Source organism: Paenibacillus konkukensis (genome assembly GCF_023523925.1).
Lineage (GTDB): Bacteria > Bacillota > Bacilli > Paenibacillales > NBRC-103111 > Paenibacillus_S > Paenibacillus_S doosanensis.
Genome location: NZ_CP027059.1, coordinates 5157501 through 5178344, shown reverse-complemented (window position 1 = coordinate 5178344; position 20844 = coordinate 5157501). Strand labels below are relative to the sequence as shown.

Genomic DNA, 20844 nt, shown 5'->3' with positions numbered 1-20844 from the left:
TATCGTTGAAATCCATTTAGGCCTTAACCAAACGGTCGTAAATCGCTCTGTAGCGGCGGGAAGTTTCCTCCACCACTTCGGCCGGCAACGGCGCCGGCTCGCTGTTCTTATCCCAATCGGTGCCGGCGAGGTACGTCCGGACCGGTTCTTTGTCCATACTGTCGATCTCAATGTCGTAAGCGAAGTTTTCCTTCGCCCAGAAGCGCGATGAATCGGGGGTGAAAATTTCGTCGATCAAAATGATTTCCCCGTCGATAAGACCAAATTCAAATTTCGTATCGGCCAAAATAATGCCGCGCTCCTCGCAGAAGCTGCGGGCGAATTCATACAGCATAATGCTCTTCGCTTCCAGCTGCTCGGTCAGCTCGGCGCCGACCAGCTCCTTCATGCGCTCGATCGATATGTCCTCGTCGTGGCCTACGTCGTTCTTTGCGGCAGGAGTGAAGATCGGCTGAGGAAACCGCTCGTTTTTGCGCATGCCTTCCGGCAGCTTATGACCGTTGATCATCCCCGTCTTCTCGTATTGGCGCCAGCCCCCGCCGGTAATGTAGCCGCGTACGACGCATTCGATGTCGATCCGCTCCGCCTTCTTCGTAACCATGAAGCGGTCCTTCATCACTTCGCGGTCGGTAATGATGTCGCCCAAGCGCTCGACGTCGCCGTGAACCAGATGGTTCGGCATCATATGCTTCGTCTGCTCGAACCAGAATTTGCTCAAGCTGTTGAGCACGTTGCCTTTATCGGGAACCGCGGGAGAGAGCACCCAGTCGAAAGCGGAGATGCGGTCGGTGACCGCGATCAGGTAATGTTCCCCCAAGTCGTACAGCTCGCGCACTTTGCCTTTGTACAGCAGCGGCGCTTTGACATATTGTTCGGCGCTGGAAATTGCCTTCGTTGAGACCATGAGCGGGCGATCCTCCTCGTAATGTTCGAAATGTTCTTCATCTTTCTTTCATGCTTCCTGCTTCACGACATGAAATTTTTATATGCTAAACTAATCCCAAACGTTTGAAAATCGTATCCACATGCTTCAAATGCCAGCTAGGATTGAAGCAATCCTCGATGTCTTCGAGGCTAAGCTGCTCGCGAATGGCCGGTGTGTTCTCCACGATCTCGCGGAACGAACGCTGCTCTTCCCAAGCCTGCATCGCTCTTGGCTGCACGGTGTCGTACGCCTGCTCGCGGCTGAAGCCTTTGTCGATCAGCTTCGTCATCACGCGGCCGGAAAACGGAACGCCGTACGTGCTCTGCATATTGCGCTTCATGTTCTCTGGGAATACGGTCAAGTTTTTCACGATATTGCCGAAACGGTTCAGCATGTAGTTGAGCAGTGTCGTCGCATCCGGCAAAATAATCCGTTCGACGGAGGAGTGCGAAATATCGCGCTCATGCCACAGCGTCACGTTCTCGTAAGCCGAGATCATATGGCCGCGGATAACGCGGGAGAGGCCGGAGATGCTTTCGCAGCCGATCGGATTGCGCTTGTGCGGCATCGCGGACGAGCCTTTTTGCCCTTTGGCGAACGGCTCCTCGACTTCGCGGAACTCGCTCTTTTGCAAGGCGCGGATTTCGGTCGCAAATTTATCGAGCGATGTCGCGATCAGCGCCAGCGTCGCCATATATTCGGCATGACGGTCGCGCTGCAGCGTCTGAGTGGAGATCGGGGCCGGATTCGTGCCGAGCTTGTCGCACACATATTTTTCGACGAACGGATCGATGTTCGCGTACGTGCCTACCGCGCCGGAAATTTTACCGTATTGCACGCCGTCGGCGGCGAAGCGGAAGCGCTCCAGATTCCGTTTCATTTCTTCGTACCACAGCGCCATTTTCAAACCGAAGGTCGTCGGCTCGGCATGAACGCCGTGCGTGCGGCCCATCATCGCCGTATCTTTATATTGAATCGCTTTGTTTTTCAAAATGTCGATGAAATTAATGATGTCCTGTTCCAAAATTTCATTGGCCTGCTTCAGCAGATAACCGAGCGCCGTATCGACGACGTCGGTGGAAGTGAGCCCGTAATGAACCCATTTGCGCTCCGGTCCTACCTTCTCCGATACAGCGCGGGTAAAGGCGATGACGTCATGGCGGGTCTCCTGTTCGATTTCATAAATCCGGTCGATGTCGAAGTCCGCATTTTTGCGCAGCTCCTTCACATCCTCTTTCGGAATGATGCCAAGCTCAGCCCATGCTTCACAGGAGAGCAGCTCCACTTCAAGCCAGGCCCTGAATTTGTTTTCCTCCGTCCAAATCCGCGCCATTTCCGGTCTCGTGTAACGATCGATCATTGTAAAATCCTCCGCTTCTGTATAATAAACGTTTCAATCCTTATTGATTAGTTTTCCATATGTTTGAAGCCTCTATCCACTGCAGCGCGGCTTCCGGAGCGTCGGCCAGCACATTGACATGCCCCATCTTGCGGTTATGCTTGGCCTCCTGCTTGCCGTACAAATGCACCTTCGCCGTCACGCCCGGCTGCCTCTCGGACTCGGGATCTGCAATCCAGTCCAGCAGCGGTTCTACATGCTGGCCGAGCACATTGACCATAACGACCGGCGTCAGCAGCTTCGTCGAACCGAGCGGCAGATTGCATATCGCCCGTACATGCTGCTCGAACTGCGACGTCTGGCAAGCTTCCATCGTGTAATGCCCCGAATTGTGGGGACGCGGCGCGAGCTCGTTGACGAACAGCTGTCCGTCCCGGGTCAGGAACATTTCTACGGCGATCAGACCGATGACGTCCAACGCTTCGGCGATGCGCATCGCCAGCCGTTCGGCCTCCTGCTGGATGCTCTCGCTCGTTCTTGCCGGCACAATGGATAAATGCAATATATTGTTAATATGAATATTCTCCGCTGCCGGGAACGCCTTCACTTCTCCGCGCGGGCTTCTTGCCGCAATGACGGACAGCTCCTTCTCGAAGCGGATAAATTGCTCCAGCACGAGCTCCGTCTTGGCGCGGCTCAGCGTGTCGTACGCCTCTTCTACCTCGTCCAGCGAGCGGATCACCCATTGGCCCTTGCCGTCGTAACCGCCCGTCGCCGTCTTCAGCACGCAGGGCGTACCGAATTGAACGACCGCCTCCCGCAATTGCTCGGCACTTGCGATCTCCGCGTACGGCGCAACCTGCACGCCGGCGGCTTCAATCGCCCGCTTCTCGCGCAGCCGATGCTGAGTCGTATAGAGGAGCTTGCTGCCCTGCGGCACGTAGGATTGCCGCATAAGCAGCTCCGTCACGTCCGCATCCACATTCTCGAATTCGTAAGTGATGACGTCCGACTGCTCGGCAAGCGACTGTGCCGCCTTGGCATCATCATAAGAAGCGACGATCTGACGGTCGGCGACCTGCCCGCAAGGGGCGTCGGGAGTAGGGTCCAGCGTCACGAAGCGATAGCCCATCGCACGGCCGGACAGCGCCAGCATCCGTCCTAGCTGCCCGCCTCCGAGCACGCCGATCGTGCCGCCGGGACGAATGACGCGGCTGCCGTCACGGTTGTTGCCCGCCGCGCTCATTCCAGCACGCTGCTTTCTATCACCGATTGGCGAATCCGCTCGCGGCGGTCGCGAACCTTGCTCTGCAGCTGCGGATCGAACGCGCCCAGGATTTGGGCGGCCAAGAGCCCCGCATTGGTAGCCCCGGCGTGGCCGATCGCCACCGTAGCCACCGGAATGCCACCGGGCATCTGCACGATCGACAGCAGCGAGTCCATTCCGTTCAGCGTCGACGTTTTGACGGGAACGCCAATAACCGGCAGTTCCGTCTTGGCGGCGACCATGCCGGGCAGATGAGCGGCGCCCCCCGCTCCCGCTATAATAACCTTCAATCCGCGCTCCGCGGCGGATGCCGCATACTCGAACATCAAATCCGGCGTGCGGTGAGCCGATACGACCTGTTTCTCATAAGGCACTCCGAGCTCTTCCAGCATGTCGCAGGCATGCTTCATGGTTTCCCAATCGGACTTGCTTCCCATGATGACTCCAACAAGAACAGACATTTCAAACCTCCGTCATATGCGCTTTTTTCTTACCGTCCATGAACCCTGCTGTCTTATGAATTTCTTACAGCCGCCTGAAAATATAAAACGCCCGGCAGATAGCGCAGGTAGGCGGTCTATCGGCAGGACGACGAGTACGGTTCCAGCGCAAGCTAAGGCCAAGCACCCCTGTGCCGACCTTTCGTGCGGGCTTACTCGTAGTCCAAAAATTTACGGTCTTTGGGTAGATACTTCCGGGCCATATCCCCGACATTATACGAGAAAATTTGACATTTTTCAGCTTTAACTCACGTTCTGATAACATGTTTAGTTTACCAGCCGTGGAAGGCCGATGTCAATAAAAAAAGGCGAACATTATGTGAAAATAGAGTAAAAAGGTTCGCATTTCAAATAACAAATCCCGTACATTGCCGCCGTAAAAGCTTGTTATCGTTTCATTTTAACGAGTAAAGCGTAACTATCCCTGATTTCTTCTTCGCTTAAGTTCCCCGCTTCCAGCTCGCTTGGCTCAAGCTTCTGCCAACGCTCGTACATCTCAAGGCCCCGCTCCACGATAGCGGCGTTTCCCGGATCATCTTCCAGCATGAAAAACAGCGAATCCTCCGCTTTGGACAGCTGGCCCGCCGCTTCGTAGTAATCGATAAGCAGCTCCGACAACCGCCCGGTTTTTCTGACCTGGCTCACTAGAGGGAGCAGCGCCTCGACGCGTTCCCCGATATCCTCCGTCAGCTCGCGCGACTCCTGCATCCAGCGCATTTCGAGCAAAAGCTCCAGCGCCTTCAAATAAATGCCCCGCCCTTCGGGTTCATCCCCCGCTTCCGCCAGCAGTTCGCCCTCGGCCTTCAGCATATCGCTTAAGAGCAAACCCTTGCCTGCGTCAAAATAGCCGTTCGTCGTCAGCAGCGCGATGACATCTTTGGCGGACAGCGCCCGCACCATCTTGGAGTTCAGGCCGAGCAGCTGCTTCATCGCCTGCGTCAGCAGCTCCATAGCCTCTTGAAACCGCCGCTGCTGCCGCTGGAACATCACTTGTCCCAATGTCACAGTAAACTGTTCGATCATTCTTACTAAATAATCTCTACGGTACAAGGTCGATCCTCCTTCCTCCAGCATCCGGGCTTCTTCCGCCCGGAAGACAAGGACGGCCTGCAGGCTCCAATGCCGGCAGATGCGCAGCATCCGCAATCAAGGCACAGCCCGGCGTCCGCCTCGGCTTCTTCTTCTCCATTGTACAGCATCGGCGCATCGTTGGAAAAGAACGGCTGCGCGCGGTGCGATTCCCAAGCCAAATAACCCCGCGCATAGCGGGGGCTAAACAGCAGACTGTCTTCTACCTCGATAATCCTCTCTTCCATCCGGCACTCGTATTCCATGTAAAAAACCGCCAAACCTGCCTATTCAGCACGGTCCAGCGGTTATTTCCGAACGATCGCTCCCGCTTGCTTCGCGGCGCTTCGTTCTATAATATATCATCGTTCCCGAACCGTAACATAGCCACTGACGCCTCGAGCTATCCTTTACCCGGTGTAAGCTTCATAGCCCGCCATCCGGACGATATCTCCTTTCGCCGCCCATTCGAATCCCAAATCCGAGGGCAGCGCCCAGCGGTGGTAGCTGTCCAGCAGCGCTTCCCTCAAGCCGTCCACCCAGAACGAACGCACTTCCTCGTCCCTGCGCACCAGCCCGGCGGGAAATTCCTTCACCTTCGGCATCGACTCCAGCATCCCGTTCATGCATAGCACTTGGGCATAGGCGGCTTCCAGCCCGCAGGGGATGTCCGTGCCGCCCACGGCTGCGGCTTCTATGCAGGTGAGCAGCTTGGTCGATTGTTGCGGCTCATAGCCTTTGACCGTTCCATCGTGAAAGACGGCGTCGATCCGGTCCGCATGCTGACCTGACGTATACGTGATCGTCGCTTTGTCAAATTCAAAGCAAAACGAAGGGCCGAAATTGTCCTGCACCGCATGAGTAGCGTAAAAGTACAGCTCCACCCCGTCCTCTCCGATCGCCTTCACGGCGCACGTATCGAAATTCTCTATAGGGTTGACCCGGTACAGCTCGGCCTCGACGCTGTCGGGCATTAGACTGGCATCCGTCCGAGCGCCAAGGACATAGAACATATTATGCAAATAATGGGACGTTGCGTTATGCGCTACGCTATCGAGAATCCATTCGCCCTTGTCGCTTTTTCTCCGGCCTTTCCATCCGCTCGAGAAATAATCGTCCGTCCGTCTCCAGAGCACGATGGATTTCAGCCGTTTCGGCTTGCCAAACAGTCCGGATGCGATATCCCGCTTCAGCTGCTGGATCTGTGCGGTATACGACAAGTTGTAGCCGATCGCCACGAATTTGCCGGCCCGGTCGCGCGCCTCCATCATCCGGCGCACCTCTTGTATCGTTGCCGCAATCGGCTTCTCGCACAGTACATGGCTTCCGTTAGCAAGGGCGAGGCAGGTCTGCTCGCAATGAAACTGAATCGGCGTCGAAATAACGGCAAGATCGGCTTTCTTCTCCGCATAAAAGCTCTCCATCGACGGGTAAAACGGAATGTTCATACTTTTCAGCATTTCATAATGGTTGCTTCGTTCCGGGTGGATATCGACGATTCCGGCAATGACCGCTTCGGCCAGATCAGGCTCGTTCAGCAGTTGTTTCACATACGTACTTCCATAGCCTCCGATTCCGACTAATAAAAGAGACACTTGATTTCCGCTCATGATTCATTCACCTCGGTTTACAAGTTCGCTATTCCATTGCAGCTTCATTCTACACCTGCCTTAAAGGGGCGTCTTATTAAGAATGGAATTATATTCTCACTTTTGGAACCGCTATCTTGAAAATCGGCGGGAAGCATATTGCTATCGGACAATAATTTCGCTATAGTAGAAATGTAAAAGTTTTTCTTCATAGTTTATTGTTTTTGAAAATTATTTTCTAATCTATGCAATTCTAAATACGGTAAACGAGGAATCAAAATGCCCGGTATACTAACCGCCATACAGGAACAAATGGATACGATGAACCGCAAGGAAAAAGAGATCGCCGCCTATGTGCTCGCCCATGCGCAGAATATCGTCCATATGGGGATTACGGAGCTCTCCCAGCAGTCAGGCGGCAGCACGGCTACGATCTCCCGGTTCTGCAAGCAGTTTCACTTCTCCGGCTTCACCGAATTCAAGCTGAAGCTGGCGGCCGAGCTGGCGCTGGAGCCCGCCGCGCAGTCGTATCAGGATATCGTCGCAGGCAATCCGCTGCCGAGCATCGTATCGGCGATGGAGGCGAACCACGTTCGCTCCATTACGGACACGACGCGAATGCTCGATATGAAGCAGCTGCACAAGGCGATCGAAGCGCTCAAGTCGGCGCGCCAGATCGATCTGTACGGCGTCGCCACCTCCGGGCTCGTAGCCCAGGACTTTTACCAGAAGCTCGTGCGCATCGGCAAGCGTGCCGTCACGTTCTCCGACCCGCATATGCAGGTGACCTCCGCGTCGAATTTGACCGATCGGGACGTCGCCATCGGCATCTCCTATTCGGGCGAAACGGCGGAGACGATCGCCGCGTTGAAATGCGCCGCCGAGAACGGGGCGACCACGATTTCGCTGACGAAGTTCGGCGCGAACACATTGACTTCGCTGGCCTCCATCTCCTTGTTCACCTCGACGCTGGAGGAAGGGATGCGCCGCGGCGACATGGCCTCCCGGATCGCGCAGCTGCATGTGATCGATATTTTGTTCGTCGGCCTGGTCAGCGAACAGTTCGACGACCTCGTTCCGCGGCTCGAAAATTCGTTTCAAATGGTCAAAAAATACCGTTAGCCATAAGGAGCAGATCTTCCATGAATCTATTGACATTCGATTCCCATGACAAACTGCATGAATCCGGGGCGGGCATCATTACCGGCCTGGTGCAAACCAATCCCCGCGCCGTGCTCGGGCTCGCCACCGGAGGAACGCCCGTCGGGCTCTATGAGGAGATCGTCAAGAGCTACCGCCGCGGCGTCGTCAGCTTCCGCGAAGCGACTACATTTAACCTCGACGAATACGTCGGGCTTCCCGAGGATCATCCGGAGAGCTACCGCAGTTACATGAACGCCCATTTGTTTCACCATATCGACCTGCCGCGCGGCCGGGCGCATATTCCCGACGGCAACGCGGCCGATCCGGCAGCCGAATGCTTGCGCTACGACGAGCTGATCGCCGAAGCGAAGCAGATCGACCTGCAGCTGCTGGGGCTCGGCCACAACGGCCATATCGGCTTCAATGAGCCGGATCATGCGCTGAACAGCGGCACTCATATCGTGAAGCTGCGCGAAGAGACGAGACGCGCGAACGCCCGCTTCTTCGATTCGATGGATCAAGTGCCTACCCATGCGCTGACGATGGGCGTAGGTACGATCCTCAAGGCGAAGATGATACTGCTAGTGGTCAAAGGCGCCGATAAGGCGGAAATCGTCCATCGCGCCCTGACCGGACCGATTACGACCGATTGCCCGGCTTCGCTATTGCAAACTCATCCGCATTTGGTCGTATTACTAGATTCCGAAGCTGGGAGGCTGTTTCAATGAACAACGTACAAGATACTTACTTATATAATGTGAAGATCGTAACGCCGGAGTCGACGATCCAAAACGGCTGGATTCTGCTTACCGAAGGACGCATCTCGGCCATGGGTCAAGATACGGGAAGCGTCGAGCATGCCCGTACGCTGTCGCCAAGCTGTGACTTGATCGACGGCCAAGGCGGCTGGGTAATCCCCGGCTTTATCGACATTCACGTCCACGGCGGCTACGGCTACGACTTCATGGACGCCGACGCGGCCGAGCTGGACGCGATCGCCCGCTTCCACGGACAGCATGGAACGACCGGCATGCTGGCTACGAACGTCACCGCGCCCAAAGCCGATCTCGACCGGGTGCTGGAACGCGTTCAAGCTTACCGCGAATCGGGCATGGCCTACGCGCAGCTGTTAGGCGTCCATCTTGAAGGGCCTTACATCAGCGCCAAATGGCCCGGCGCGCAAAACCCGCAGCATATCGTGCCGCCTCAGCCGGCATGGCTTGACGATTGGACGCGGCGCTTTCCGGGACTCATCCGGATGCAGACGCTGGCGCCGGAAACCGAAGGCGCGCTGGAGTACATCGAAGCGCTGGCCGCACAAGGCATCGTGGCTGCGCTCGGCCATACCGACGCCACGTTCGATCAAGTTCAGCTCGCGGTGCGGCACGGGCTGAGCCACGCGGTGCATACGTTCAACGCGATGACCCGTCTGCATCATCGCGAGCCCGGCACCGTCGGCGCGGTGCTGACGAATCCCGCCATCATGGCGGAAGTGATCGCCGACGGCCATCACGTGCATCCCGCGTGCATCGGCCTGCTCGCGCAGCTGAAAGGCCCCGACAACATGGTGCTGATCACCGATGCGATGTCGGCCGCCGGCCTCGGGAACGGCGAGTACAAGCTCGGCGACCTCGACGTTGTCGTAAATGACGGCGTAGCGCGGCTCAAGGAGGGCGACAGCCTGGCGGGCAGCACGCTCACCATGATCGATGCCTTCCGCTATGCCGTGCTGAACGCCGGCATCAGCGTCGAGCACGCGAGCCGGATGGCCAGTGCCACTCCGGCCCGCAGGCTCGGCATCGAGCAGGCGACCGGCTCGCTTGCCCCGGGCAAGCAGGCCGACGTGCTGCTGCTGAACGCGCAGCTGGAGCTGGAGCGCGTCTGGGTGCAAGGACGCGCGATCCGATAACGCGCCGCGCAATGAAATGTAAAAACCGACTTCCGGAACTGGAAGTCGGTTTTGTTTTGCCAGTGTCATCCCGCAAGCGAGCGTCGCCACACGCATTATTCAAAATATTGGCGGAGCCTTTGGTTCTGCCGTGCTGGCAACGGTTGTAGCCAGTCAGATGAATCAAGCCGTGCCCAACCTCGCTCATCTGGCTTCCTCTTATCAAACCGGCTTTCTTGTCGCCAGCGTGTTGACGGTAACTATGGTAATTCCCGCCTTGTTCTTAACGAATAAAGCAAAGGCACGAGCCAATATGTAGATGGGGAGCCCCCGGATTTCCACAGGATATTGCTGCGCATCATTTCCTAAACAACCAAAAAGCCCGGCGCTTAAGCCAGGCTTTTCTTCTCCAGTTTCGCCACCGCATCGCCGAAATGCTCGCGGCACTGCCGCAGCGCTTCCGAAGCTTCCTCGCGGGTAATGCCGAAGCGCAGCATCAAGATCGCCGCTCTGGCATCGCCTTCCGCCGCCTGCACATAAGCGGACGCCGTCTCCGTCTCCGCTCCGGTCGCTTCGCTCACGATCCGCACGACGCGCTCGCGCAGCTTCTGATTGGTCGCCTGAACGTTGACCATCAAATTTCCGTACACTTTGCCGAGCTTGATCATCGCCGTCGTCGTAATCATATTCAGCACCATCTTCGTCGCCGTACCCGCCTTCAGCCGCGTGGACCCCGTCACGACCTCGGGTCCAACGGACACTTCCACCGCATACTGCGCCGCCTCGCTCAGCTTCGCTCCGTCGTTGCACGCGACGCTTGCCGTCAGCGCCCCGAGCTCGCGCGCTTTGCGGATCGCGCCGATCACGTACGGCGTACTGCCGCTGGCGGCAATGCCGACGACGGCGTCATTCGCCGTCACCTGCGCCTCGATCTCCCGCGCCCCCGCCTCCTCGTCGTCCTCGGCGTTCTCGATCGCCGTCGTCAGCGCCGCTTCTCCGCCGGCAATCAGGCCGGTGACGAGCTTCCGGTCGACGCCGAACGTCGGCGGGCATTCCGAAGCATCCAGCACGCCGAGCCGTCCGCTGGTGCCCGCCCCGATATAGAACAGCCTCCCGCCGCGGCTCATCACCTGCACGATCGCTTCGATCATCGCCGCGATTTGCGGCAGCGCCTGCTGTACGGCGGCAGCCACCGTATGGTCTTCTTCGTTCATAAGCCGGATAATCTCCAGAACATCCAGGCGGTCAAGCTCTGCCGATTTCGCATTTCGTTGTTCCGTCACAGGCTGAAAGATGTTGTCCAACTAGACTTCCCTCCCTGTCTCCCAAGCGGAAATTCGCTGCCGAATCGCCTCCGTCATCTCCACCCCCGCTTGCTTTAGAGCCAGCACATAACAGCCGGCAACCGGAGGCACACTTAACCTTCTGGGCTTTAGTCCGCTGGCTCGCACAAGCTCATGCTCCGTCAAGGCGTTCATAAACCCGTCGTCCGCGAATAAGCCTCCGCTAAGCACCAACGGCAGCTCCGATAGATCCCTATCCGGCTGCAGCGCAGCCAGCCGCGATCGGACCGTTACTGCCAGCTCGGCCAGCTCGTCGATGCCGCGGGCGACGATTTGTCCGGCCGCCTCGTCGCCTTCCCAGGCGGCGGCCAGCGTGAGCCTGGCCAATTCGGCTATCGCCGTACGGACATTAGGCTGGCTGTACACATACGTGATAATCCGGTTCGGGTCCGCGAGCGACCACCGCTTCAGCACATCGTCGGTTAACCGCGTTCGCCCGCCCCGGCCGTCATGCTGCCGCATCACGGCGATCAGAGCCTGTCTGCCCATGTCATATCCGCTGCCTTCGTCGCCGAGCAAATAGCCCCATCCGCCGGCGCGCACCCAAGTATCCGTCTCCGGCAAAAAGCCGTAAGCAATCGATCCGGTTCCCGAGATGAGCACGATGCCCACCTCGCCCCAAGTGCCCGCCGCCAGCACCGTTACCGCGTCGTTATGGATCGTCACGGGCGTCCCTTCCGGCAGCAGCTCCTTCATATACGCGTAGAGCGGCTCCTTATCCTCCGGCCGGTCGGCTCCGGCCAAGCCGAGAAATACGCCTGCGAGGTCGCTCATCTCGCTTTGCGACAGCTCCATCGCCTGCGAGATAAGCTCCGCCAAAACCCGCTTGACCTCTTCCCACGGCCTTGATTTCATATTGCTGGATTCTCCGTGGCACACAGCCAGTACCGCTCCGCTTTCATCTCCGATGACACATGAGGTTTTCGTGCCGCCGCCGTCGATGCCGATAAATCGCCTGCTCCTAGTCTGATCCTTTGTGTTCTCTAACGGCATGCCGCCCGCTCTCCCCTCGCCTAAACGCAATCTTTTCCCGGTTCCCCGGCGCTTTTTCATATCTCGAAAACGTTATTTGTCTATATTACTAGCTCCCGAACACTTGACCGGTTATTTTACGGCCCCGGCCGTCATCCCTTCCATGAACTGCCTGGAAGCGACGGCGAACAAAATCATCATCGGCAGTGAGGACAACGTCAGTCCCGCGAACAGCACGCTCCAATCGGTGGAATACTCGCTGAACAAGGTGAGCATGCCGACCGGAATCGTCTTTTTTTCCTCCTCCTGAACGAAAATCAGCGGGAAAAAGAAATCGTTCCAAACCGTAATGAAATTCATAATCATCACCGTGCCCAGCGCCGGTCTCATCAGCGGCACGATAATGTTCAGCAGCACTTTCATATTCGAGCAGCCGTCGATGCGCCCCGCTTCTTCCAGCTCCTTTGGGAGCGTCCGGAAAAATCCGGTCAAAATAAGCACCGACAGCGGAATCCCGATCGCCGTATAGACGAGCACAAGCGAGGTGATCGTATTAAGCAGCTGCATCTGCTTCATCAGCATAAAGAGCGGCACAATCCCCAGCTTGATCGGAATCATCATCCCTATCAGGAAAAAGAAAAACAGGGCCGCATTCCACTTGAAGTGAAACCGGGCAATATAAAACGACGCCAGCGACCCGAAAATCAGCACCAACGCGACCGAAATGACGCTCACCGCCGCGCTGTTCCAGAAGTAGTCGAAATAAGGCACTTGATCCAGCAGCTTTCTGTAAGCATCCAGGCTCCACGATTCGGGCAAAGCCATCGGACTTTTGAAAATCTCGATGTTCGTCTTCAGCGAGGACAGCAGCATCAGGAAGATCGGGTACAAGCTGACGAGGGCGAACAAGGAGGCGACGGCATACTGGCCGATACGGATTCCGGCAGATTCTCTCATGAGCGCAATCCCCCTACTCCATGTCTCTTTGCTTCATCACGGCCATAAACGCCGCCGACAGCACCGCGATAATAAAGAACAGCGTCACCGCCAGCGACGAACCAAGACCGATAGCCACTCCGTCGCCGCTTGAACCGCCGAAGGCCGTACGGTAAAAGAACACCGCCAGCGTATCCGTCGAATGGTAAGGCTCTCCTTGCGAGCCCTGCATCGCGTAGATCAGCTCGAACGCTTCGAAGGCGTGAACGAACGTGAACACCGTAATAATCACGATAGATTGCATCATCATCGGCATCACGATCGTGCGAATCATCCGCAGTCCCCTAACGCCGTCCAACCGTGCCGCCTCCAGCACCTCCTGGGAAATCGACTGCAATCCCGCCAAAAAGATAAGCACCGCAAACCCGATCCCGAACCAGCAATTCGCCAATATAATCGCGGTCAGCGCCGTTGCCGGCTCCCCCAGCCACGGCCGCGCCCATGACTCCAGACCGATCTGCTTCAGCACCACATTCACGGCCCCGAAGTTCGGGTTCAGCAGCAGCTTCCACAAAAAACCGACCACGATAACCGACAGCAGCCTCGGCAAAAAGTAAGCCATCTTGAACAGCTCGGCGCCCTTGATCCTGGAGAAAATGATATACGCCAGCGCAAAGGCGATTCCGTTCTGCACCACCATCTCAAGAATAAAATAATACGCATTATGGCCGAGAGCATCCCAAAACCGGGTGTTGAAAGGCTCTTTGGTAAATAGCGTCACGAAGTTGCCGATTCCGATGAACGCGCCTTTTTTCAGCCCCTGCCATTCAAACAGACTATAGCTGAACGCGGCGACAATCGGATACACGATGAACAGCGTATAGACGGCGAGGGCCGGAATCGGAAACAGATGAATAAACCCTTTACTCCAATGGAACGGTTTCTGTTTATGCCGGGCTGCTTGCGGTTGAACATTCGTCCCTGCCATAAGACTCGCCGCCTTTTCCCCGATATTGACCTAGTTGGCCGCCGGCTTGAACCAGGTGTCGACGCTCTTCTGCACTTCTTCCGTCACCTGCTGAGGCGTCTGCTTATTCAGGTACATCCCCTGCATCGACGTTTCCAGAACCGTCTTGGAGGTCGGGTTGCCCGCGCTGAAATGAACGACGAACATATACGGCGTAGCGATGCTGTTGGCGTATTCGGATATTTTCGTGACGATCGGATCGCTTGCCTGCACACCGGGAATCGTGCTCGGCTTCATCAGCTCGTTGGCTACCAGATTGCCGAACTCCTTGGTCGTCATAAACTCGATGAATTTCATCGCTTCCGCTTTATTCTTGGACGCTTTGTTTACGGAGAACGAGCCGTCGACCCAAGTCGTTACCGACGCTTTGCCGCCGTTAGGAGCCGGAACCGGGAACACATCCATCTCCAGCGCAGGGTTCATTTTCTTCATCACCGCAATTTCCCAGTCGCCCATGACCATCATGCCCGCCTGCTCCGTTACGAACAGATTGCGCATGTCGTCCATCGACAATCCCACATAATTGTCAGGGAAATACTTGGTGAGACCCTGCATCATGTCAATGGAACTGAGGAACGCCGGGTCCTTGAAGTTCGTTTGGCCGGAAGTCACCTTCTTCACGAAATCCGTTCCGCCGTAAAATCCGGGCCCAAGCGCGCCATGCGTCAGAGATAGTATCCAGCCCTCCTTCGATCCGAAAGCGAACGGAGTCACCTTGTTCTGCTTCAGCGTTTCGGCCGCTTTGATCAGATCGTCCCATGTTTTCGGCACTTCGATGTTGAATTTCTGAAACAGCTTCTTGTTGTAAAAAATTTGCGTCGAGCTGAACACCGTAGGAACGCCATACACTTTGCCGTCTTTGCCCGTTGCCGCGGCCAGCGTTTCCTTGGACATCACGCTCAAGCCTTTGAGCGAATCGAGCGGCTCCAGGTATCCCGCATCGGCCAGCGCAATGCCCGCCGCATAAGGGCGCAGCTGAATAATATCCGGACCGCTTCCTGTCTGCAGCGCCGTGTTCAACACCGTATTGTACTCCGTATTTTTCGTCGGGTTGAACGCGATCTCGATGTTCGGATTGTTCTTCTGGAATTCCTTGATGATTTTCTCGTAGGCTTCCTTATCCTCCGTCCTCCAACTGCCCATCGTGAGTTTTACTTTTTGCTGCGAAGAAGCCGCGTTAGGCTGATCCCCTTTGGAATCTTTCGGTGCCGTTGCGGGCGCCGGATCGGATGACGAGCTGCATCCTGCCAGCGATACCGCCAATGCTGCTGCAAGAACCAGAGAAACATGTTTCATTGTAAACATTCCTCCTTAAAATGTTCTTTCTATGCATAGCAAAAAGTAAATCTATATTTAACCCCCAATAATAGAGGAATAAATAGCCTCATGAATAATCGGCCTGAACCTGCGGAGCGGATTTCCTCTGCCGTAATGGACGGCATTGGTCAGAAGCACGACGACCAGCTCATGCTGCGGATCGACCCAGAGGCTTGTGCCCGTGAATCCGGTATGGCCAAAGCTGCCCATTGGCCAACTGCTGCCGCAGCTCGGAACGGACGGCTGGCCATGCCATATTTCCCAGCCGAGCCCGCGCCCGTGGAACGGACGGCTCAGACATTCGCCGCGCCAGCGCTTCGAGAGCAATCCGTCTTCTTGGCGGAGCCAGCTTCGCCCGTAAACGGCCAGATCGAACGCCGTCGTAAACAACCCCGCGCTGCCGGTAACTCCGCCCATTCGATACGTCTTCTCGTCATGAACCTCTCCATGGACATAGCCGTCTTTAAACGGTTCCGTGGGCGCTATGCGATGCAGCTCCGAAGCTCCGGGCAGAAACATCGTATCGTTCATGCCGAGCGGAAGATGGATTTCCCGGCGAACGAATTCATTGAGCTTGATCCCCGTTATTCGCTCCACCGTCACCCCGAGCAAAATAAATCCCAGATCGCTGTAAAGCACCCTTGTTCCGGGTTCGTATTCCAGCTCCTGCTCGAAAATTTCTTTCATTATTTCCCGAGGAACGTCCCTGGCCGTATCGTACAAGCTCGCCGCCAGCCCCGATGAATGCTGCAGCAAATGTCTTATCGTCACCTGCGGATGCCGGAATTCCGGGATGTAGCTGCGCAGAGGCTTCTCAAGCTCCAGCTTCCCCTGCTGAACAAGCAGCATTGCGGCCGGCAAGGTCGCCGTCACCTTGGTTAAGGAAGCGGCGTCGAATAACGAATCGAGCGTAAGCGGTTTCCACTCGCTTTGCTCCGACAGCCGGTACCCTCCGAACGCCTTCTGGAAGCGGAATCCGCTTCCTTGGGAAATGTCCAGCACCGCGCCGGGAATTTGCTTCTCTGCGATCCAACGTTCAATCATTTGTACGATATTATCCATGGCGCTTCGACCCGCTAACCGCTTTACGCGTTTTTTCCAGCGCCTGAATGCTCTCTTCGTACGTCCGGCTCGCGATCCCGACATACAGTATATCGATAACGTTCAGCTGCGCTATTCGCGACGCCATGGCGCCGCTGCGAATGCTTTGCTCGAGTGAGCTTGTAAACAGACAGATGTCGGCCATCTCTGCCACCGGATTGCTGCCGAACTTCGTCAAGGAAATGATCGTCGCTCCGGTTTGCTTGGCTATTTTCAACGACTGAATCATATTTTCCGTCTGTCCCGAATAGGAAATGCCGAATGCGACGTCTTCTTCCGTCATGTTCGCCGCCAGCGTAGCCTGCGAGTCAAAATCCGGCGCCGCCTCGCACCAGCGGTTAATCCGCGACAGCTTCTGCTTGAAGTCCTGGGCAATGACCGCCGAAGCGCCGACGCCGAAGAAATACACTCGCTTCGCCTTGCTCAGGCAATCTATAGCCCTCTCCACATCCTTCGGGGACAATACCGTTAAAGTATCTTGAATCGAGAGCGTGTTATTATGGGAGATCGATAAAATCAAATCCTGCACCGATCCGTCGATTTGAATCTCTTGATACGAGTTGCTTACAGGATTGGTCGCTTTCGCCAAATCGGCCGCAATACGCAGCTTCAGCTCCTGGAAGCCTTTGAGATGAAGCGAGCGGGCCAGCCTCACTATCGTCGCTTCGCTTACTCCTGCCAGCTCGGCAAGCTTCTGAACCGAGGCGTTGACCACCGTCTCCGGATTCTCCAATATATATTGCGCCACCTTCTGCTCCGTGGGCTTTAGCGATTCCAATGCTTCTTTGATGCCGATAAGACCGCCGTTCAACATAGGGGTATCTCCTTTGGGATCTATTCGTTTTAAAATGCGGTATGGAATAATTATATTACAATTATAAAATAATATTTCCTGATGTAAATACTATTTTGAAACTTTATTTCCTAAAAGTTTTTTGGGGCTGTCCGTCTGCACACCAAAAAAGACCTATGCTTCATAAGCATTTGCCCTAAACCAACGATATACAGTCTTCGCCTCTTACAGCCTTTTATTTCGTCTGCGATCTGAAGGCATTTCTACTTGCTTCCTTCCTATCCGAAGAAACAGCTTCCGGATGGCATTGGCATTGGCCCCTCCTTGTCCAGCCTTCAGCCAAGCTAGCAATAGCGCGCAGCTTCGGTTATTACAGCATATGCGGGACATATAAGTCTTATCAAGAACAAATCCCCCAAAAGCCATCCATGCCGCCGACGCGGCACCACAGACAATGGAAATGGGGTACCAAGAGTAATTTCCAGGGTAGTGACGTGATGCTCTGAAGCTTATTGCGTCCGCATCCAGCCTAAGCTGGATCGGCGTCTAACCCTTCCTCTGGGATCGTTCTATGGGTAGACTTTCCTTTCGGGGGAGACCCCGAATTTCCACAGGATATGGCTGCGCATCATTTCCTAAACAATAAAAAAAGCAGCTGATCTGCGTAAGATCAACTGCTTTTGCTTGGCGACGTTCTACTCTCCCAGAACCCTTCGGTTCAAGTACCATCGACGCTGGAGGGCTTAACGGTCGTGTTCGAGATGGGAACGCGTGGTTCCCCTCCGCCATCATCACCAAACGGTATAGCTTGTTCAAGGCTTGCGCCTTGAAAACTAGATACGAAACTCGTGCGCGTAGCGAGCAATGGTTATTTGTTCTTCTCGGTTTGTTTCCGGGCCCCGAGAAAGTATTTGGAATCAGCTTCGAAGCTTCTCTTCACTTTCTTGGGAATTTGGTTAAGCCCTCGACCGATTAGTATTCGTCAGCTCCACACGTTGCCGTGCTTCCACCCCGAACCTATCTACCTCGTCGTCTTCAAGGGGTCTTACTTACTGGGAAATCTCATCTTGAGGGGGGCTTCACGCTTAGATGCTTTCAGCGCTTATCCCGTCCGTACGTAGCTATCCAGCCATGCTCCTGGCGGAACAACTGGTACACCAGCGGTACGTCCATCCCGGTCCTCTCGTACTAAGGACAGCTCCTCTCAAATTTCCTACGCCCACGACAGATAGGGACCGAACTGTCTCACGACGTTCTGAACCCAGCTCGCGTACCGCTTTAATGGGCGAACAGCCCAACCCTTGGGACCTACTTCAGCCCCAGGATGCGATGAGCCGACATCGAGGTGCCAAACCTCCCCGTCGATGTGGACTCTTGGGGGAGATAAGCCTGTTATCCCCAGGGTAGCTTTTATCCGTTGAGCGATGGCCCTTCCATTCGGTACCACCGGATCACTAAGCCCGACTTTCGTCCCTGCTCGACCTGTTTGTCTCGCAGTCAAGCTCCCTTCTGCCTTTGCACTCTTCGAATGATTTCCAACCATTCTGAGGGAACCTTGGGGCGCCTCCGTTACGCTTTAGGAGGCGACCGCCCCAGTCAAACTGCCCACCTGACACTGTCCCCATACCGGTTCACGGTACCAGGTTAGAACTCCGATACGATCAGGGTGGTATCCCAACGTCGCCTCCACACAAGCTGGCGCTCATGCTTCTCAGGCTCCCACCTATCCTGTACAGATCGTACCAAAGTCCAATATCAAGCTGCAGTAAAGCTCCATGGGGTCTTTCCGTCTTGTCGCGGGTAACCTGCATCTTCACAGGTATTAAAATTTCACCGGATCTCTCGTTGAGACAGCGCCCAAGTCGTTACGCCATTCGTGCGGGTCAGAATTTACCTGACAAGGAATTTCGCTACCTTAGGACCGTTATAGTTACGGCCGCCGTTTACTGGGGCTTCGGTTCATAGCTTCGGGATTGCTCCCTAACCACTCCCCTTAACCTTCCAGCACCGGGCAGGCGTCAGCCCGTATACTTCGCCTTGCGGCTTCGCACAGACCTGTGTTTTTGCTAAACAGTCGCTTGGGCCTTTTCACTGCGGCCCCCTCGGGCTATTCACCCTACCGAGGCACCCCTTCTCCCGAAGTTACGGGGTCATTTTGCCGAGTTCCTTAACGAGAGTTCTTCCGCGCGCCTTAGCATGCTCTGCTCGCCTACCTGTGTCGGTTTGCGGTACGGGCACCTTCTCCCTGGCTAGAGGCTTTTCTTGGCAGCCTGAACTCATGACCTTCGCTACTGTTATTTTCGCTCCCCATCACAGACCAGCCTGATGATGTGCGGATTTGCCTACACATCAGCCTCTCTGCTTGGACGGGCATCCATCAGCCCGCGTCACTATCCTTCTGCGTCACCCCATCGCTCATAACGGTTCACGGTGGTACAGGAATTTCAACCTGTTGTCCTTCGACTACGCCTTTCGGCCTCGCCTTAGGTCCCGACTTACCCTGAGCGGACGAGCCTTCCTCAGGAACCCTTAGGCTTTCGGCGGATCAGATTCTCACTGATCTTTTCGTTACTCATACCGGCATTCTCACTTGTGTACTGTCCAGCGCTCCTTACGGTACACCTTCAACCTGTACACAACGCTCCCCTACCAGAGTAGATAAAATCTACAATCCATAGCTTCGGTGGTGTGTTTAGCCCCGTTACATTTTCGGCGCAGAGTCACTCGACCAGTGAGCTATTACGCACTCTTTCAATGGTGGCTGCTTCTAAGCCAACATCCTGGTTGTCTGCGCAACTCCACATCCTTTCCCACTTAACACACACTGGGGGACCTTAGCTGATGGTCTGGGCTGTTTCCCTCTTGACAATGGATCTTAGCACTCACTGTCTGACTCCCGGGATAAAGTATGTGGCATTCAGAGTTTGACTGGACTTGGTAACCCTTGGCGGGCCCCGCACCCAATCAGTGCTTTACCTCCACTACTCATCTCCCGAGGCTAGCCCTAAAGCTATTTCGGGGAGAACCAGCTATCTCCGAGTTCGATTGGAATTTCTCCGCTACCCCCACCTCATCCCCGAATTTTTCAACATTCGTGGGTTCGGGCCTCCAGTGCGTGTTACCGCACCTTCACCCTGGGCAGGGGTAGATCACACGGTTTCGGGTCTACGCCCACGTACTCAAGTCGCCCTATTCAGACTCGCTTTCGCTGCGGCTTCGGCTCTTCACCTTAACCTTGCACGGGAACGTAACTCGCCGGTTCATTCTACAAAAGGCACGCCATCACCCGTTAACGGGCTCTGACTTCTTGTAAGCACACGGTTTCAGGTTCTATTTCACTCCGCTCCCGCGGTTCTTTTCACCTTTCCCTCACGGTACTGCTTCACTATCGGTCGCTAGGGAGTATTTAGCCTTGGCAGATGGTCCTGCCTGCTTCCCACGAGGTTTCACGTGTCTCGCGGTACTCGGGATCCGTCTAAGGTGTTCGCAGAATTTCAACTACAGGGCTTTTACCTTCTATGGCCGGCCTTTCCAGACCGCTTCATCTACCCTGCTGCACCTACATTGACGTCCCACAACCCCAGAGAGCAAGCCCTCTGGTTTGGGCTGTTCCGCTTTCGCTCGCCGCTACTGACG

Annotated in this window: 18 protein-coding genes, 2 rRNA genes and 1 riboswitch (1 of these 21 cut by a window edge); of the genes, 4 read left to right on the top strand and 16 right to left on the bottom strand. The window is 55.7% G+C overall.

All coding sequences use genetic code 11. The annotated features are described in order from the left end of the window. Positions 1-16: 16 nt before the first annotated feature. The 7 genes from SK3146_RS22675 to SK3146_RS22645 all read right to left on the bottom strand — a co-directional run bounded on the left by SK3146_RS22675 (position 17) and on the right by SK3146_RS22645 (position 6709). Positions 17-904, bottom strand: a complete 888-nt coding sequence (locus SK3146_RS22675) for a phosphoribosylaminoimidazolesuccinocarboxamide synthase (protein ID WP_249860908.1) — start codon at positions 902-904, stop codon at positions 17-19. 85 nt (positions 905-989) lie between these two features. Further along, positions 990-2285, bottom strand: a complete 1296-nt coding sequence (gene purB, locus SK3146_RS22670) for an adenylosuccinate lyase (protein ID WP_249860907.1) — start codon at positions 2283-2285, stop codon at positions 990-992. Positions 2286-2325: 40 nt separating this feature from the next. After that, positions 2326-3510, bottom strand: coding sequence for a 5-(carboxyamino)imidazole ribonucleotide synthase (purK, locus tag SK3146_RS22665; RefSeq protein ID WP_249860906.1), 1185 nt, complete (start codon positions 3508-3510; stop codon positions 2326-2328). Then, the gene (gene purE / locus SK3146_RS22660) at positions 3507-3992 is read right to left on the bottom strand and encodes a 5-(carboxyamino)imidazole ribonucleotide mutase (protein ID WP_249860905.1); all 486 of its coding nucleotides are present in this window, start codon (positions 3990-3992) and stop codon (positions 3507-3509) included. Before purE ends, purK begins: the two co-directional genes overlap by 4 nt. 178 nt (positions 3993-4170) lie before the next feature. Then, a riboswitch (purine riboswitch) is annotated at positions 4171-4272 on the bottom strand. 146 nt (positions 4273-4418) lie between these two features. Continuing rightward, the gene (locus SK3146_RS22655; protein WP_249860904.1) at positions 4419-5081 is read right to left on the bottom strand and encodes a DUF6483 family protein; all 663 of its coding nucleotides are present in this window, start codon (positions 5079-5081) and stop codon (positions 4419-4421) included. Continuing rightward, the gene (locus SK3146_RS22650; RefSeq protein WP_249860903.1) at positions 5060-5365 is read right to left on the bottom strand and encodes a hypothetical protein; all 306 of its coding nucleotides are present in this window, start codon (positions 5363-5365) and stop codon (positions 5060-5062) included. Before SK3146_RS22650 ends, SK3146_RS22655 begins: the two co-directional genes overlap by 22 nt. Positions 5366-5509: 144 nt before the next feature. Next, positions 5510-6709, bottom strand: coding sequence for a Gfo/Idh/MocA family protein (locus SK3146_RS22645; protein ID WP_249860902.1), 1200 nt, complete (start codon positions 6707-6709; stop codon positions 5510-5512). 258 nt (positions 6710-6967) lie between these two features. Between SK3146_RS22645 and SK3146_RS22640 the strand changes: the two genes are divergently transcribed. From SK3146_RS22640 to SK3146_RS22625, 4 genes are all read left to right on the top strand, one after another. Beyond that, a complete protein-coding gene (locus tag SK3146_RS22640) occupies positions 6968-7810 on the top strand; it encodes a MurR/RpiR family transcriptional regulator (protein ID WP_249860901.1) in 843 nt (280 codons plus the stop codon). A 20-nt stretch (positions 7811-7830) separates the two neighbouring features. Continuing rightward, a complete protein-coding gene (gene nagB / locus SK3146_RS22635; protein WP_249860900.1) occupies positions 7831-8559 on the top strand; it encodes a glucosamine-6-phosphate deaminase in 729 nt (242 codons plus the stop codon). Further along, positions 8556-9740 (top strand): N-acetylglucosamine-6-phosphate deacetylase, encoded by a 1185-nt coding sequence (nagA, locus tag SK3146_RS22630; protein WP_249860899.1) that lies wholly within the window; start codon positions 8556-8558, stop codon positions 9738-9740. The genes nagB and nagA overlap by 4 nt, the downstream gene beginning before the upstream one ends. Before the next feature lie 130 nt (positions 9741-9870). Beyond that, the gene (locus SK3146_RS22625; protein ID WP_249860898.1) at positions 9871-10038 is read left to right on the top strand and encodes a hypothetical protein; all 168 of its coding nucleotides are present in this window, start codon (positions 9871-9873) and stop codon (positions 10036-10038) included. A 70-nt stretch (positions 10039-10108) separates the two neighbouring features. Here the strand turns inward: SK3146_RS22625 and murQ are convergent, their stop codons facing one another. The 9 genes from murQ to SK3146_RS22580 form a co-directional block, all read right to left on the bottom strand. After that, on the bottom strand, positions 10109-11023 hold the full coding sequence (gene murQ, locus SK3146_RS22620; RefSeq protein WP_249860897.1) for an N-acetylmuramic acid 6-phosphate etherase: 915 nt from the start codon (positions 11021-11023) through the stop codon (positions 10109-10111). Beyond that, positions 11024-12055 carry an N-acetylglucosamine kinase gene (locus SK3146_RS22615; RefSeq protein ID WP_249860896.1) on the bottom strand — a complete coding sequence of 344 codons (1032 nt, stop codon included), beginning with the start codon at positions 12053-12055 and terminating at the stop codon, positions 11024-11026. 111 nt (positions 12056-12166) lie between these two features. Next, on the bottom strand, positions 12167-12991 hold the full coding sequence (locus SK3146_RS22610) for a carbohydrate ABC transporter permease (RefSeq protein ID WP_249860895.1): 825 nt from the start codon (positions 12989-12991) through the stop codon (positions 12167-12169). A gap of 13 nt (positions 12992-13004) precedes the next feature. Next, entirely contained in the window at positions 13005-13958 is a 954-nt protein-coding gene (locus SK3146_RS22605; RefSeq protein ID WP_249860894.1) for a carbohydrate ABC transporter permease, read from the bottom strand. Between the two features lie 30 nt (positions 13959-13988). Next, positions 13989-15293 (bottom strand): ABC transporter substrate-binding protein, encoded by a 1305-nt coding sequence (locus SK3146_RS22600; protein WP_249860893.1) that lies wholly within the window; start codon positions 15291-15293, stop codon positions 13989-13991. Between the two features lie 57 nt (positions 15294-15350). After that, positions 15351-16376 carry a serine hydrolase domain-containing protein gene (locus SK3146_RS22595; RefSeq protein ID WP_249860892.1) on the bottom strand — a complete coding sequence of 342 codons (1026 nt, stop codon included), beginning with the start codon at positions 16374-16376 and terminating at the stop codon, positions 15351-15353. Beyond that, a complete protein-coding gene (locus SK3146_RS22590; RefSeq protein ID WP_249860891.1) occupies positions 16369-17229 on the bottom strand; it encodes a MurR/RpiR family transcriptional regulator in 861 nt (286 codons plus the stop codon). The genes SK3146_RS22595 and SK3146_RS22590 overlap by 8 nt, the downstream gene beginning before the upstream one ends. A gap of 661 nt (positions 17230-17890) precedes the next feature. Then, a 5S ribosomal RNA gene (rrf, locus tag SK3146_RS22585) occupies positions 17891-18007 on the bottom strand. 153 nt (positions 18008-18160) lie between these two features. Then, positions 18161-20844, bottom strand: a 23S ribosomal RNA gene (locus SK3146_RS22580) (it continues 240 nt past the right edge of the window).